The 15747-nt window shown below is 67.0% G+C and carries 12 protein-coding genes; 5 read left to right on the top strand and 7 right to left on the bottom strand.

Annotated features, from left to right (window positions below; translation table 11 throughout):
* Positions 1-116 precede the first annotated feature (116 nt).
* The 4 genes from OHA70_RS27070 to ctaC form a co-directional block, all read right to left on the bottom strand.
* A complete protein-coding gene (locus tag OHA70_RS27070) occupies positions 117-1370 on the bottom strand; it encodes a L,D-transpeptidase (RefSeq protein ID WP_328322429.1) in 1254 nt (417 codons plus the stop codon).
* A 157-nt stretch (positions 1371-1527) separates the two neighbouring features.
* Positions 1528-1923 (bottom strand): cytochrome c oxidase subunit 4, encoded by a 396-nt coding sequence (locus OHA70_RS27065; RefSeq protein ID WP_328322427.1) that lies wholly within the window; start codon positions 1921-1923, stop codon positions 1528-1530.
* Positions 1920-3698: an aa3-type cytochrome oxidase subunit I gene (gene ctaD / locus OHA70_RS27060; protein ID WP_442913846.1), complete on the bottom strand. Its 1779-nt coding sequence runs from the start codon at positions 3696-3698 to the stop codon at positions 1920-1922. Before ctaD ends, OHA70_RS27065 begins: the two co-directional genes overlap by 4 nt.
* A complete protein-coding gene (gene ctaC, locus OHA70_RS27055) occupies positions 3695-4594 on the bottom strand; it encodes an aa3-type cytochrome oxidase subunit II (RefSeq protein ID WP_328322425.1) in 900 nt (299 codons plus the stop codon). The genes ctaD and ctaC overlap by 4 nt, the downstream gene beginning before the upstream one ends.
* A gap of 94 nt (positions 4595-4688) precedes the next feature.
* On the opposite strand from ctaC, the gene OHA70_RS27050 reads away from it, so the two are divergent.
* A complete protein-coding gene (locus OHA70_RS27050; protein ID WP_328322423.1) occupies positions 4689-5816 on the top strand; it encodes a cysteine desulfurase family protein in 1128 nt (375 codons plus the stop codon).
* The gene (locus OHA70_RS27045; RefSeq protein ID WP_328322421.1) at positions 5813-6019 is read left to right on the top strand and encodes a sulfurtransferase TusA family protein; all 207 of its coding nucleotides are present in this window, start codon (positions 5813-5815) and stop codon (positions 6017-6019) included. Before OHA70_RS27050 ends, OHA70_RS27045 begins: the two co-directional genes overlap by 4 nt.
* 2 nt (positions 6020-6021) lie before the next feature.
* Here the strand turns inward: OHA70_RS27045 and OHA70_RS27040 are convergent, their stop codons facing one another.
* The gene (locus OHA70_RS27040; protein WP_328322419.1) at positions 6022-6636 is read right to left on the bottom strand and encodes a hypothetical protein; all 615 of its coding nucleotides are present in this window, start codon (positions 6634-6636) and stop codon (positions 6022-6024) included.
* 64 nt (positions 6637-6700) lie between these two features.
* Between OHA70_RS27040 and OHA70_RS27035 the strand changes: the two genes are divergently transcribed.
* From OHA70_RS27035 to pulA, 3 genes are all read left to right on the top strand, one after another.
* A complete protein-coding gene (locus OHA70_RS27035; protein ID WP_328322417.1) occupies positions 6701-7261 on the top strand; it encodes a GNAT family N-acetyltransferase in 561 nt (186 codons plus the stop codon).
* Entirely contained in the window at positions 7258-7980 is a 723-nt protein-coding gene (locus OHA70_RS27030; RefSeq protein WP_328322415.1) for an SIR2 family NAD-dependent protein deacylase, read from the top strand. The genes OHA70_RS27035 and OHA70_RS27030 overlap by 4 nt, the downstream gene beginning before the upstream one ends.
* A gap of 83 nt (positions 7981-8063) precedes the next feature.
* Entirely contained in the window at positions 8064-13796 is a 5733-nt protein-coding gene (pulA, locus tag OHA70_RS27025; RefSeq protein ID WP_328322413.1) for a pullulanase-type alpha-1,6-glucosidase, read from the top strand.
* Here pulA and OHA70_RS27020 read toward each other — a convergent pair.
* Positions 13782-14765 carry a serine hydrolase domain-containing protein gene (locus OHA70_RS27020; protein ID WP_328322411.1) on the bottom strand — a complete coding sequence of 328 codons (984 nt, stop codon included), beginning with the start codon at positions 14763-14765 and terminating at the stop codon, positions 13782-13784. The two genes, pulA and OHA70_RS27020, sit on opposite strands and share 15 nt — an antisense overlap.
* A gap of 75 nt (positions 14766-14840) precedes the next feature.
* Positions 14841-15728: a diacylglycerol/lipid kinase family protein gene (locus OHA70_RS27015; RefSeq protein ID WP_328322409.1), complete on the bottom strand. Its 888-nt coding sequence runs from the start codon at positions 15726-15728 to the stop codon at positions 14841-14843.
* Positions 15729-15747: the final 19 nt, after the last annotated feature.

The following is a 15747-nucleotide window of genomic DNA, read 5'->3' as shown; positions in this document are numbered from 1 at the left end:
GGGTGGGAGCCGGCGCGGGAGTGAGCGGCGCAGGAGCGAGCGGGCGCTGGCGTGGGGGCGTAGTACCAACGCAAACAGCAGCCGACCGGAGTATCGGTCGGCTGCTGTTAAGAAGTTCAGGCGAGGGCGGAGCCGGCCTTGTACTGGGCCCAGGTTTCGTTCCAGTCGGTCCAGCCGTTGCCCTTTTCCATGTGGCGGGTGGTGCCGGTGACTACGACCGGGTCGCCTCGGAGGGTCTGGTTGAAGTACCACTGGGCGTCCTTGAGGCTCATGCCGACGCAGCCGTGGCTGACGTTCGCGCTGCCCTGGGCGCCGCCGGACCAGGGGGCGCCGTGGACGAACTCGCCGGAGCTGGTCACCCGCTGGGCCCACTGGACGTTGCTGATGTTGTAGTAGTTCGGGTCGCCCGGCTTGATGCCGATGGTGGCGGCGTCCATCCGCTTGGTCTTGAACTTCTCCATGATGACCTTCACCCCGCTGCGGGTGGTGAAGCCGTCCTTGCCCGCGGTGATCGGGATCGTCCGGGCCAGCTTGCCGTTGATCGTGACCGTCATCGAGTGCTTCTTGACGTTGACGTTGCTGACCACCGACTTGCCGATGGTGAAGCTGATCTTGCGGCTGGCCGAACCCCAGATGTTGCCGCCGGCGTTGACGCCCTGGGTCTTGATGTCGACCGTGACCTTGGTGCCGGCCGGCCAGTACGTCTTCGGGCGGTAGTTGACCTGCTTGCTGTTCTGCCAGGACCAAGTGCCCTCGACCGGGACCGAGGTGGTCACCTTGAGGCGCTTCTCGACCGCGGCCTTGTCCTTGACCGGGTTGTTCCAGAAGATCTGCACCGGCATCGCGACGCCGACCGTCTCACCGTCGAGCGGCGCGACCGAGGCCTTCAGCTTGCCGCCGGTCGCGGACATCGTCTTGAAGTCCGAGCTGATCGGGATGGTGGCGCCGTCGGTGCCCTTCGCCGTACCGGACAGCGTGTACTTCGCGCCCGGCTTGAGGCCGGGCTCTGCGGTCCACACGGACTTGTCCTCGTTCAGGCTGCCGTCGATCTTGTTGCCGTCGGAGTCCTTCAGCGTGATGTCGGACAGTTCACCACCGGCACTCGTCACCGTTACCGGCGCGTCGGGCTTGACCGCGGACGCGCCCTTGGCCGGGACGATCTGGACGTTTGCCGCGCCCGGGTCGTTGGAGGGCGTGCTGCTCGAGCCGGGCGTCGACGGGGCGCCGCTCGGGTTCGTGCTGCCCTGCGTGTTCCCCGCGGACGGTGCTGGATCGGCCGCCTTCGTGTCGCTGCAGGCAGTACCGACCAGCAGTACCGCGCAGATCCCCGCCACGGCGAGGCCGTGCTTACGGACCGTACTACTCAACACCCTGAGCTCCCCTGAGATAACGTCAGCCGCCAGGCGAAGCCTAGCTCGCCGGACGGTCCTAACCACGCACTGCATACGTCACCAGCACGGCGGAGCCCCCACGGCCCGCTGTACTGGTGACGTCCGGCAAGCCGGAAAAGTTTACGAATCCGCCGACTTAGTGAGCGTGGTCACCCCGGTAGTACTCGAACACCCAGCCACTGAGGGTGACGATGCCGATGCCGGCGCCGACGATGAACAGCCACCAGCCGAAGACGATGCCGAGCACGATCACCGAGACGGTGCCGGCGCAGTACAGCGGCCACCACGAGTACGGCGGGAAGAAGCCCAGCTCACCGGCTCCCTCGACGATCTCGGCTTCCTTGCGATCCTCCGGCCGGGCGTCCATCCGGCGGCCGGTGATCGACAGGTAGAACGCGACCAGCAGCGACAGGAAGAACGTCATCACCAGTGCGGTGGTGCCGGTGGGGTCGTTGGACATGATCCAGTAGATCGGCGTCACGATCAGGACGAACACCGTCAGGATGCCGAAGACCCAGGCCTCCGCCTTCATGCCTTACCCTCTCCGTCCGCGCCGTTGCCGGCCGCGATGTTGCGTTCCAGGTTCTCGACCCGGCCCTGGTCCTCGCCGGCATCCAGCAGGTTGTCCCGGGGAGCGCCGCTGTCCGGGTACTCCGCCATCGCGATCTCCGGGTGGTGCAGGTCGAAAGCGGGGCTCTCGGACCGGATCCGCGGCAGGCTGACGAAGTTGTGCCGCGGCGGCGGGGAGCTGGTCGCCCACTCGAGCGAGCGGCCCCAGCCCCACGGGTCGTCGACGCCGACGAGAGGCGACTTGCGCGACTTGTAGACGTTGTAGAAGAACGGCAGCATCGACAGGCCGAGGATGAAGGCGCCGACGCTGGAGACCTCGTTCAGCGTGGTGAAGCCCTCGTTCGCCCCGTACGACGCGTAGCGCCGCGGCATTCCCTCGACACCCAGCCAGTGCTGCACCAGGAAGGTCGTGTGGAAGCCGATGAACAGCAGCCAGAAGTGCAGCTTGCCGAGCTTCTCGTCCAGCATCCGGCCGGTCATCTTGGGCCACCAGAAGTAGAAGCCCGCGAACATCGCGAACACCACGGTGCCGAACACGACGTAGTGGAAGTGCGCGACCACGAAGTACGAGTCGGACAGCTGGTAGTCCAGCGCCGGCGACGCCAGGATGACGCCGGTCAGGCCGCCGAACAGGAAGGTCGTCAGGAAGCCGACCGACCACAGCATCGGGGTGTCGAAGGACACCGAGCCGCCCCACATGGTGCCGATCCAGTTGAAGAACTTCACCCCGGTGGGCACCGCGATCAGGAACGTCATGAACGAGAAGAACGGCAGGTTCACCGCCCCGGTGACGAACATGTGGTGTGCCCACACCGCCACCGAGAGGACCGCGATCCACAGCGTCGCGCCGACCAGGCCGATGTAGCCGAAGACGGGCTTGCGGCTGAAGACCGGCAGGATCTCGGTGATGATGCCGAAGAACGGCAGCGCGATGATGTAGACCTCGGGATGCCCGAAGAACCAGAACAGGTGTTGCCACAGCAGTGGCCCGCCATTGGCCGCGTCGAAGACGTGAGCCCCCAAGGCTCGATCCGCCTCCAGCATCAGCAGCGCGCCGGCCAGGATCGGGAAGGCGATCAGAACGAGGATCGACGTCACCAGGATGTTCCAGGTGAAGATCGGCATCCGGAACATCGTCATACCCGGGGCGCGCATCGTGATGATGGTCGTCACGAAGTTGACCGCACCCAGGATGGTGCCCAGACCGGCCATCCACAGGCCCATGATCCACAGGTCACCGCCGACACCCGGCGAACGGACCGCGTTCGACAGCGGCGCGTAGGCGAACCAGCCGAAGTCGGCCGCGCCGCCCGGCGTGAAGAAGCCGCTGATCGTGATCAGGCCGCCGAACAGGAACAGCCAGAAGCTGAACATGTTCAGCCGCGGGAACGCAACGTCAGGAGCACCAATCTGGACCGGCATGATCACGTTCGCGAAACCGACGAACAGCGGTGTCGCGAACAGCAGCAGCATGATCGTGCCGTGCATGGTGAAGAGCTGGTTGTAGACCTCTTCGTTGACGATCTGCAGACCCGGCTTGGCCAGCTCGGCCCGGATCAGCAGCGCCATCACGCCGCCGATCAGGAAGAACGCGAACGACGTGATCAGGTACAGGTGCCCGATCAGCTTGTGGTCGGTGGTGGTCAGCCACTTGACCGCGATCTGGCCCTTGCTGCGCCGCCTGGGCAGTGCGGTCGCCGCACCGATGGCGCCTGTGCGCTCGGCGATGTCGGTCACTTCTCGCCCTCCTGCTTCCCGGTGCCGGGAATGGTCGTCGCGTCCTGGCCACCGGTCGCCGCCCCGGTCTGGCCCTTGGCGGCCAGCTCCTTGAGGTGCGTCTGGTACTCCTCGGCCGTGACCACCTTGACGGTGAAGATCATCCGGCTGTGGTAGAGGCCGCACAGCTCCGCGCACTTACCCGCGAAGGTGCCGGTCTTGGTCGGGGTCAGCTCGAGCTTGTTGGTCCGGCCCGGGATGACGTCGAGCTTGAAGTAGAAGGCCGGCACCCAGAAGGAGTGGATGACGTCCGGCGAGGTCAGGTCGAAGTGCACCGACTCGTTCACCGGCAGCCACAGCGTCGCGGGGTTGTCCAGCGTGCCGGTCTCCCAGACGCCTTCCTGCCCGTCGACGGTGTCCTTGTAGTTGAAGGTCCACTGCCACTGCTGGCCGACCACGTTGATGGTGTGCGACGGGTTGTCGGACATCGCGGTGATCTTGTTGCCGTGCTCGACGGTGTAGAAGAAGAGCACACCGATGATCGCGAACGGCGCCAGCGTGTACAGCACCTCGAGCGGCAGGTTGTAGCGCGTCTGCCGCGGCGCGTCCTCGTTGCGCCGGCGGTACCGGACCGAGGCGTACAGGATCAGGCCCCAGGTGAGGACACCGATGATCAGAGCGGCGATCCAGGCGCCGATCCAGAGGCTCTTCATCGCCTCGGTACGGTCGGATGCGCCCGGGGGCAGACCGAGTCGTTTCCACTGCTCGGTGGTCTCCGACGAGCAGCCGGTCAGCACCAACGTGCCCACCGCTACTGACGTCGCCACCAGCAGGCGTCGCTTCGCCGGACGTACCGCGGCGCGGGCCCTCTTCAGACCTGCTGCGCGCACCACTCCGGGCGTGCCGTTCGAACCCACGGGGCGCCTTTCCCTTCCCAGGTGAGACTGACGACAGAACACTACTGGACACCTCCGGCGGTTCCGCGCATAGGTAGGGCTTAGCGTTTCCCGTGTGAGCAACCGTGCATACCTGGACGCCGCGACAGCCGAACCTTTACATCCGGCAGCGCGGGAAGTGTTGCTCTCGGCATTGGATTCCGGGTGGGCCGATCCGGCCCGGCTTCACCACGAGGGACGGACCGCCAGACTGCTGCTCGACAACGCCCGCGCGGTGCTGGCCGAAGGCCTCGGAGTACGGGTGGACGAGCTGTTCTTCACCACGTCGGGGACGGCCGCGATCCATGGTGGATTGCTCGCTGTGACTGCCGCCCGGCGTCGGGTCGGCGACATCGTCGTGCACTCTGCGGTCGAGCACTCTGCGGTACTTCACGCGGCGGCAGCGGCCGGTACTGCGCACGAGGTGGCTGTCGACAGCCTTGGACGGGTCGACCTGGAGGCGTTCAAGGCAGCGGTCCAGCAACCGGGAGTAGCCGTCGCTGCTCTCCAGTCGGCCAACCATGAGGTTGCCACTCGCCAGCCGATCGGGGAGCTGGCCGAGGCGTGTGCAGCCGCACGGGTGCCGCTGTTCGTCGACGCGGCGGCCTCGGTCGCGCATGACGTAGTACCGGCTGGGTGGTCCGCACTGACAGCGAGTGCGTACAAGTGGGGCGGGCCGGCGGGTGTGGGGTTGCTCGCAGTGCGGAAAGGCACGCGGCTCGCTCCGGCCTGGCCGGTGGATGAGCGGGAGGACGGCCTCTCCCCCGGCCACCCGAACGTCCCTGCTGCTCTAGCGGCCGCAGCAGCTCTGCAGGCACGCCTACTGGAGGCCGCTGAGCTCAACAAGCAGCACCGCGCGTGGATCGACGAGCTGCGCCACCGGGTCGCGGCAGACATCACCGATGTCGAGGTGGTCGGCGACCCGGACGACCGGCTGCCGCACGTACTGACCTTCTCCTGCCTGTACGTCGACGGCGAGGCGCTGGTCACCGCCCTGGACGCCGAGGGCTTCTCCGTGTCGAGCGGCTCAGCCTGTACTGCGAGCACGCTCCGCCCGTCCCACGTACTGGCGGCAATGGGCGTCCTCACCCACGGCAACGTCCGTATCTCCCTGGGACGCACCAGCACCCACGACGAGGTCGACCGCTTCGCCACTGTGCTCCCCGGCATCGTGAGCCGCATCCGAGCCGAGGTGGGCATGTGACGCTCGACTGCCGCGGCATGCTCTGCCCACTCCCCGTGATCAAGCTCGCCCAGGCGTTCCCCAGCGTCCAGATCGGCGACACCATCACCGTCCTGGCCGACGACCCAGCCGCCGCCACCGACATCCCCGCCTGGTGCCGGATGCGCGCCCAGGAACTCGTCTCAGCGGCCGGCGACAAGTACGTCGTACGCCGCCTGAGCTGACCTCACCCGGGAAACTTGTTCAGCCCGATCTGCTTCGAGACGTCCGGGCACGCGTCGGTCTCGACTCTGCTTGAGTCCGCTCGGACGACTCCGACCGCCGCGTGCCAGACCCAGCGGACCGGAAATCCCTTGATCGATTCGGCCGGGAAGACCAGCGTGATCGTCGGGCCGACGATCCGGAAGTCGTTCACATAGACGGGCGGCTGGTTGAAGTCCCAGTAGAACTGCTTGAGCTTTCCGGACTTGTCCGGGCTCAGAAAGTAGATGGCCGACAGATCAGCGGACCCGGTGGCCGCGAGGCTCAGATAGCCGTTCGCCGGTAGCGCACGCGCGAGCTGGAAGACGATCGTCAGCCGGTGGCCGTCCCCGCTGATCCGGACCGAGGTGAGGTCGACGCCCTTCACCTCACCCTTGGGGTCGGCACAGCTCGCCGTACCGGACGCCGCGGGGATCGCCGCTCCACCTGTCGCCGGTGCGGTCCCAGACATCACTGGCAGCGTCGGCGTAGGGCTCGACCGCTGGGCCTGATCCGATCGCGGGATCGTGGGATCGGGATCGCAGGCGACGAGGGACAGCAGCAGGACGGCTGTGAGTAGTCGCGCCCCGAAAGCTGTCATGGCGCAGGGTAGGGCTTGGGGAAATGGGTTGGCCATCCTTTTCGGGCCGGGCAAGCTTCCGGGCATGAGTGACTTTTCCTTCAAGCCGACGCTGACTGGTGAGCTGGTCGAGCTGCGGCCGGTGACTGAGGACGACTACCCGGCGATGCAGATTGCGATGGACGATCCCGAGGTGGTGCGGTTCACCGGGAGTCGTGGGGAGATCGGGGAAGAGGCGGCGCGGAAGTGGTACCGGACCAGGGGCGAGCAGACGGATCGGCTGGATCTGGCGATCGTCGATCGGGCGAGCAACACCGTCGTCGGCGAGGCGGTGCTCAATGAGTGGAGTCCGGGGGATGAGAGCTGCAACTTCCGGATCCTGATCGGACCGGCGGGACAGGGGCGCGGGCTGGGCACCGAGGCGACCCGGCTGATCGTCGGGTACGGGATCGAGAAGCTCGGGCTGCATCGGATCGAGCTCGGCGTGTATTCCTTCAATCCGCGGGCTCAGCGGGCGTACGAGAAGGCTGGTTTCGTCACCGAGGGCGTCAAGCGTGACGCTCTGCGCTGGGACGGTGAGTGGGTCGACGAGATCGTGATGGCGGTAGTGGCTCCCGACTGGAAGGCGCTACCTTCGGGGGCGTGACCGATCTCGTCTCGAAGGCTCAGCGGATCGCCGTACTGACCGGTGCCGGTATCTCCACCGCCTCCGGAATCCCGGACTTCCGCGGTCCGCAGGGCCTGTGGACGAAGAATCCGGCCGCGCAGGCGATGTTCGACATCGACGAGTACGTCGCCTCGACCGAGGTCCGGGCCGAGGCGTGGAAGTTCCGCCGGATGGCCGCCGCCTGGGACGCCGAGCCCAACGCCGGCCACCGCGCCCTGGTCGACCTCGAACGCCAGGGCCGCCTCACCGGCCTGATCACCCAGAACGTCGACGGCCTGCACCAAAAGGCCGGCTCCAAAACCGTCCACGAACTCCACGGCACCGTCTGGTACGTCGGCTGCCTAACCTGCGCACGACGCATCCCCATGGCCGACGTCCTCCCCCGCCTCGAGGCAGGCGACCCCGATCCGTCCTGCGAGGCCTGTGGCGGCATCCTCAAATCCGCCACCATCTCCTTCGGCCAGTCCCTGGACCAATCGGTCCTCGACGCCGCCTCGACAGCCGCCCGAACCGCCGACCTCTTCCTGGCCATCGGTACCTCCCTGCAGGTCTACCCAGCCGCCGGCTTCTGCGACCTGGCCCTCCGCGCAGGCATTCCCCTGATCATCCTCAACGCCGAGCCCACCCCGTACGACGAAGAGGCCACCGCCGTCCTCACCACCCCGATCGAGGAAACCCTCCCCGCCCTCGTCACCTGACCGCGACCTTCCAGGCCTTCCTTCGGGCTGGGGAGCGAGTTAGCGTCCCCGGCAGGTCGCAATGGGCGTGGGAGGGGACCGACATGCGTGGTTTCAGGCGATGGACTGCAGGCGTGACAGTGGCGGCGGTGATCGCGCTGGGGCTGGGGACAGCGTCGACCGCGACTGCACATCAGACGGCGACACAACAGGCGACGGCACAGGCGCAACGGGTGATCACGGTCGCCGGTTCCCTGCAGAGCGAGCTGGGCTGTCCAGGCGACTGGGATCCGGGCTGTGCCGCGACCAGTCTGGGAGTCGCCGCGCCGTACACGAAGGTGTTCGACGTCCCGGCAGGCAGCTACGAGTTCAAGGTGACCGTCAACGGTGCCTGGGACGAGAACTACGGCGCCGGCGGCGTGCTCAACGGCGCCAACATCCCGCTGCGGCTGGAAGGGCCCGCCAAGGTCGAGTTCAGCTACGACGACACGAGCCACGTCGTCTCGATGAAGCCTGTCGTGCTGGCCGGCTCTGCAGTCACGGCTGCCGATAAGGCGCTGGCGTCGCCGAGTCTGCGGCAGGACCTCACCAAGGAACGCTTCTACTTCCTGATGGCCGACCGGTTCGCGAACGGCAACAAGGCGAACGACTCCGGCGGCCTCACCGGCGATCGGCTGACCACGGGCCTGGACCCGACGGACAAGGGTTTCTACCACGGTGGCGACCTGGCCGGCGTGATGCAGAAGCTCGACTACATCAAGTCCCTCGGTACGACGTCCATCTGGCTGACCCCGTCGTTCAAGAACCGGCCGGTCCAGGGCGAGGGCGCGAACGTGAGCGCCGGCTACCACGGCTACTGGATCACCGACTTCACCCAGATCGACCCGCACCTCGGCACCAACGCCGACATGCAGCAGCTGATCACGCTGGCGCACAAGAAGGGGATGAAGGTCTTCTTCGACATCATCACCAACCACACCGCCGACGTGATCGCCTACCAGTCCGGCCAGTACGGCTACATCCCGAAGTCGACGTCGCCCTACAAGGATGCCAATGGCAACGTCTTCGACGACAAGCTGTACGCCGGCACCGACACTTTCCCGCCGCTGGACGCACAGACGTCCTTCCCGAACGTGCCGATCTTCAAGACCCCGGCGGACGCGACGGTCAAGCAGCCGGCCTGGCTGAACGACCCCACGCTCTACCACAACCGCGGCGACTCGACCTTCGCCGGCGAGTCCGCGGAGTACGGCGACTTCGTCGGGCTGGACGACCTGTTCACCGAGCAGCCGAAGGTTCGCGACGGGATGATCGACGTCTACAAGACCTGGGCCGAGCTGGGCATCGACGGCTTCCGGATCGACACCGTCAAGCACGTCAACCTGGAGTTCTGGCAGAAGTTCTCGCCGAAGATCCTCGAGGCGGCCAAGGCGAAGGGCACCAAGAACTTCTTCATGTTCGGCGAGGTCTACGACGCCGATCCGAAGTTCATGTCGACGTACACGACGGCCGGCGCGCTGCAGGCGACCCTCGACTTCGGGTTCCAGCAGAACGCGGTCGCCTTCGCGAAGGGCGACCCGAGCACGAAGCTGCGCGACCTCTACGCGAACGACGACTACTACACCGACGCCGACTCGAACGCCTACCAACTGCCGACCTTCCTCGGCAACCACGACATGGGCCGGGTCGGTACCTTCATCAAGCAATCCGGTGCCAATGGCAACGAACTCCTCAAGCGCGACGAGCTGGCCCACTCGCTGATGTACCTCACCCGCGGCCAGCCGGTGATCTACTACGGCGACGAGCAGGGCTTCACCGGTCCGGGCGGCGACAAGGACGCGCGGCAGGACATGTTCGCGACCAAGACCGCCGACTACACCGACGACGAGGTCGTGGACGGCACCGGTACCTCCACGATCGGCAGCAAGGACAGCTTCAACACCAACTCCCCGATGTACAAGCACATCGCGGGGCTGGCCGAGCTGCGGGCGAAGTACCCGACGCTGGCCGACGGTACCCAGGTACACCGCTACTCCTCCAACACCGGCGGGCTCTACGCCTTCAGCCGGTTCGGGAAGGACAACACGGAGTACCTGGTGATCGCCAACAACGCCACGACGGCTAAGACGGCGACGATCCCGACGTACATGGAGAACGGCCGCTTCAGGTGGATCTACGGTGGCGGCCAGCAGCTCCGGGCCGATGAGGAAGGCCGTGTAGTCGCTACGGTGCCTCCGCTGTCGGTCTACGTCTACAAGGCGACCGAGCAGCTCCCCCGCCGGCACGCAGCTCCCCCGGTGTACATGAGCTCGCCTGAGCCGGGTGCAGTGGTCAGCGGCCGCGCAGAGATCGCAGCGGCCGTCCCGGCGAACACCCCGGTCACGGTGACCTTCGGCTACCGCCCAGTCGGTACTACGGCTTGGCAGCGCCTCGGGACCGACGACAACGCGCCGTACCGGGTGTTCCACGACGTCAGCAAGCTCCCCAAGGGCACCATGCTCGAGTACCGGGCAGTCCTGAAGGACGCCTCGGGCAACTACTCGGTGTCAGGCTCGTACGGAATCGTCGGGGACGCCCCAGCGCCGCCGAGCGGTGGAGGCGGCCAGGACCCCGTGTCGCAGCCGGCCAACGTCAGCGTGCCGGGTGATCACAACAGCGAGATGGGTTGTGCCGCGGACTGGTCGCCCGACTGCGACCAGGCGCAACTGACGCTGGACCCGAAGGACCAGGTCTGGAAGGGCACCTACACGATCCCGGCCGGCGAGCACGCGTACAAGGCAGCCATCAACAAGACGTGGGACGAGAACTACGGCGCCGGCGGCAATCTCAATGGCGGCAACATCTCCTACACCGCCCCGGCGACCCCGGTCACCTTCTACTACGAGCACGGACGGCATTTCGTCACCTCGACCGCCGAAGGCCCGATCGTCACCGTGCCGGGGTCGTTCCAGTCCGAGCTCGGCTGCCCGGCCGACTGGTCGCCGGACTGCATGCGTCCCTGGCTGACCGATCAGGACGGCGACGGTACCTTCACCTGGTCGACGAGCAAGATCGGAGCAGGCAGCTATGAGGCCAAGGTCGCACACGGCCTTTCGTGGGACGAGAGCTACGGCGCCGGGGGCAGCCCGACCGGAGCCAACATCCCGATCACCGTTCCCGGCGACGGACTGGTCGTCACGTTCTCGTACGTCCTCGCGACCCACGTGCTCACGGTGACGACCTCCAAGCCCGGCGCGCAGCCGGATCTCAAGCAGGCCAAAGCGTACTGGCTCGGCAAGAACCTGCTCGCGGTACCGCCGGTCGCACACCCGGAGCGGTCGCGCTGGCGGCTGCACTGGTCGCCTACCGGGTCGCTCGCGGTGGACGCCGACGACATCGGCGGCACCTCTGCCGGACTGACTGTCGACGCCAAGGGCATTCCCCCGAAGGTGCTCGCGAAGTTCCCAGCGCTGGCCGGGTACGTCGCACTGAGGTTGGATCACGGCGACGCGAAGAAGATCCTCACCGGGCAGCTCGGGCTGGCGCAGTACGACGATGCCGGACGGTTGCTCGACGCAACGGGCGTGCAGATCCCCGGAGTACTGGATGATCTGTACGGCGCTGCGGCGGACCGCTCGTACGGCGTGGTCTGGCGGGGTGGAACTCCGCAGTTCAACCTGTGGGCTCCGACGGCGCAGAACGTGACGCTGCTGCTCGGGTCCCAGCGGATCGCGATGCAGCGCAACACGGATGGTTCGTGGACCGCTGACGGGCGGCGGACCTGGGAGAACTCGCTCTACCGGTTCGAGGTGCAGGTGTATGCGCCAAGCACGGGCAAGGTGGAGACGAACGTCGTCACCGATCCGTACTCCGTTGCGCTCAGCACCGATTCGGAGTACTCGGTGGCGGTGAATCTCGAAGCTCAGGCAGGCAAGCCTGCGCTGTGGACCAGTACGCCGTCGCCGAAGCTGGCCCGGGCGGTCGACTCGACGATCTACGAGCTGCACGTGCGGGACTTCTCGATCAACGACACGTCCGTGCCGGCGGCTCATCGCGGGACGTACCTGGCGTTCGCGGACGAAGGTGACGGCACCAAGCACCTCCGGTCGCTCGCCCGGGCCGGGTTGAACACGGTGCACCTGCTGCCGACGTTCGACATCGCCTCGATCCCCGAGACCGGGCAGCAGACGCCGGCCTGCGACCTCAAGTCCTATCCGGCCGACTCGGACCAGCAGCAGGCGTGTGTGACCGCTGTCGCCGCGAAGGACGGATTCAACTGGGGCTACGACCCGTACCACTGGCTCGCGCCCGAGGGGTCGTACGCGACGGCGAAGGACGGGATCTCGCGAGTCTCCGAGTTCCGGACGATGGTCGGCGGGCTGCACAAGTCCGGGCTGCGCGTGGTGCTTGATCAGGTCTACAACCACACGCCGGCCGCCGGTCAGGCGCCGACGTCCATCTTGGACAAGGTGGTCCCTGGCTACTACCAGCGGCTGAACAAGACCGGTGGCGTGGAGACGTCGACGTGCTGCAGCAACATCGCCACCGAGCACGCGATGGCGGAGAAGATCATGGTGGACAGCACCGTGAGCTGGGCCCGCAACTACCACGTCGACGGCTTCCGCTTCGACCTGATGGGCCACCACAGCAAGGCGAATCTGCTCAACGTCCGAGCGGCCCTGGACAAGCTGACCCTGGCCAAGGACGGAGTCGACGGCAAGAAGATTTACCTGTACGGCGAGGGCTGGAACTTTGGCGAGGTCGCGAACAACGCGCTCTTCGTGCAGGCGTCGCAGGGCAACCTCGGTGGTACCGGGATCGGCACCTTCTCCGACCGGATGCGCGACGCGGTCCGCGGTGGCGGCCCGTTCGACGACGACCCACGGGTGCAGGGCTTCGGCTCCGGTGCGGCGAGCGACCCGAACGGCGCTCCGATCAACGGCACACCGGCCGAGCAGGCCAAGCGCCTCGCGCATGACACCGACCTGGTCCAGCTCGGGCTGGCGGGCAACCTCCGGTCGTTCACCTTCCGCTCGGCCGACAGCGGGACCGAAGTACGGGGTGATGGGGTGGACTACAACGGCTCACCCGCCGGGTACGCCGATCAGCCGGTCGAGGTGATCAGCTATGTCGATGCCCATGACAACGAAACGTTGTGGGACTCGCTAACCTACAAGCTGCCCGCGACGCTGCCGATGGCCGACCGGGTCCGGATGAACACGTTGTCGCTGGCAACGACCGCGTTGGCCCAGACACCGTCGTTCTGGCATGCGGGCGCGGACCTGCTGCGCAGCAAGTCGCTCGACCGCAACTCCTACGACTCGGGCGACTGGTTCAACACCCTCGACTGGACGGGCGCGGACAACGGCTTCGGCCACGGCCTGCCCCCGAAGGCGGACAACGAAGCCAAGTGGCCCTTCATGAAGCCGCTCCTGGCCAACCCCGCACTGAAGCCTTCCCAGGCCGACGTGACCACGGCCAGCGCGGCCGCGGCTGATCTCTTGAAACTCCGCTTCTCCACACCGCTGTTCCGGCTGGGCTCCGCGGACCTCATCAACCAGAAGCTCTCTTATCCGCTGAGCGGCACCCCGGCCGCCAAGCCGGGCGTGGTCGTCATGCGCATCGACGACACCGTCGGCCCGAACGTCGACCCGGCTTTGAAGGGCCTGGTCGTCGTCTTCAACACCACCGGCTCACCAGTCACCCAGCAACTCCCGGGGCTGACCGGGGCGAACCTGTCCCTCTCCCCCGTCCAAGCCGCCGGCTCGGATGCCACCGTCAAACAAACCACCTGGACCGCGGCGACCGGCACGGCAACCGTCCCGGCCCGGACGGTCGCAGTACTAGTCCAGCCCTGACAGGAAGATCTCGGCCACCAGGTCGTCCCCATCGGGTGATCCGGCGTCGACCGTCGTGCGCGACATCGTGCACTGACGGTCGGCGCCGCGGCTGTGGAAGCTGCTGGTCAGATACCCGAAGATCCCGCCGTTGTGCCCCCAGAGCACCGTCCCGTCGGCCAACTGCCTCCGCCCGATTCCGAGGCCGTAGTCGCCGACTGTGGTGAGCATGGACTCGAGCTGTTCCGGAGGAAGCAACTCACCGGCCAGCAGCTCGGCGAAGAACTTGTTGAGGTCGGCGGCGGTCGAGATGAGTCCGCCGGCCGCCCAGGCCTGCGATGGATTCAGCTCGTCCAGATCAACGGACTCGTCGTCGACCAGTAGATAGCCGTGCGCATGCGGCTCGGGCAGTTCTGGCTCGTCGCCGGGGACCTTGGTCCGGCCGAGGTCCAAGGGCTCCAGCACCCTTGCTCGCACAGCCGCGGCGTACGAGCCGCCGGTGACCGCCTCGATCAGCAGACCGAGCAGTGTGTAGTTGGTGTTCGAGTACGACCACTCCGCGCCCGGCGCGAAGAGCGGCTCGTGCGCGAACGCCAGGCCCAACGCCCGCTGCGGCTCCCAGTGGTCGAAGCGCTCTCGCACGATCCGCGCCGAGTCGGGGAGGTCGTTGGTGTAGTTGTAGAGGCCGCTCGTGTGGTTGAGGAGACGGCGGACGCTGATGCCGTCGCCGGACGGTACGACGCCGGGCAGCCAGTGCTCGATGGGCTGATCGAGGTCGACCAGGCCCTCGGCGACGAGCGACAGGACGACCGTCGCGGTGAAGGTCTTGGTGACGCTGCCGATCCGGAACCAGCCGTCGGGGTCGACCGGTTGACGGGACTCGAGGTCGGCAATCCCGGCTGAGCCGCGCCACTCGCGGCCTTGGCCGCGGTAGTGCATCAGTACGCCGGTGGCACCGGCTTCGACAAGACGATCCAGGATCCGTTGCATGCCGGCCACCCTACGAGCGGATACTCGGACCGCCTCCGGCCGCTGCCTTCCATCAGCAGGGAAGAGGTCGACAACTCAGGGCACGCGGACGACCAGTGCGCCGGGGTCGACCGTCGCGGTGAGGATGCGGCCGTTGGAGATCTGGTCGCCGTCCAGTTCGCGGCGGACGGTCGTCGATGCCTTCACCTGGATGGTCTGGCCGGTGAAGCGTTCGATGTGCCGGCCTTCCTGGACCCGCTTGACGACCAGGCTCAGGGCGAGCCGGGGCCAGTGGCTGACCCGGCGCGGGGCCAGCACGACCAGGTCGATCTTGCCGTCGTCGGGCTTCGCGTCCGGGAGCAGCGGGATGTTGGCCTGGAGAGTGCCGACGTTGCCGATCACGACGGTCCGGGCGCGGCGGCGTACCGGTGGCCGGTCGTCGATGGTGATCTCCACCCGGACGAAGGGGTGGTTGAGGTTCTTCACGGTCGAGACCACGTAGGCCGCCCAGCCGACGTGTTTCTTCAGGCCGTCGGGGGCGTCGGCGATGATCGCGGCGTCGAGTCCGAGGCCGGCCATCACCACGAAGCGGTCGGCCAGGTCGTCGCCCTTGACCTCCACGCTGTCGATCGACTGCTCGCTGCCGTCCAGCAGCTGGGCCAACGCGGTGTCGAGGTCGAGGGAGATGCCGAGATTGCGGGCCAGGAGATTGCCGGTACCTGCGGGAAGTACCGCGACCGGGATGCCGGCCCCGGCCAGCTCGGTGCAGACGACCCGGACGGTCCCGTCGCCACCGGCCACCACGACCAGGTCGACGCTCTGCGCGATCGCGTCCTTGGCCATCGACGAACCAGGGTCCTCCTCGGTCGTCTCCAGCCAGACCGTGTCGGCGTACCCACGCTCGGTCAGCGCCGCGTCGACCTTGTCGCGGAATCCGTCCGGAACCTTGACCGGGTTGAGGATCACAGCCGCTCGTGTAGTCACGTGTTTTTTTGTCCGTTCG

Source organism: Kribbella sp. NBC_00382 (genome assembly GCF_036067295.1).
GTDB lineage: Bacteria > Actinomycetota > Actinomycetes > Propionibacteriales > Kribbellaceae > Kribbella.
This window is presented reverse-complemented; position numbering and strand designations above follow the sequence as displayed.

Coding starts and splice junctions, on each gene's coding strand:
- OHA70_RS27040 (WP_328322419.1), bottom strand. CDS start 6,636: ATGACAGCTTTCGGGGCGCGACTACTCACAGCCGTCCTGCTGCTGTCC.
- OHA70_RS27035 (WP_328322417.1), top strand. CDS start 6,701: ATGAGTGACTTTTCCTTCAAGCCGACGCTGACTGGTGAGCTGGTCGAG.
- OHA70_RS27065 (WP_328322427.1), bottom strand. CDS start 1,923: ATGAAGGCGGAGGCCTGGGTCTTCGGCATCCTGACGGTGTTCGTCCTG.
- pulA (WP_328322413.1), top strand. CDS start 8,064: ATGCGTGGTTTCAGGCGATGGACTGCAGGCGTGACAGTGGCGGCGGTG.
- OHA70_RS27020 (WP_328322411.1), bottom strand. CDS start 14,765: ATGCAACGGATCCTGGATCGTCTTGTCGAAGCCGGTGCCACCGGCGTA.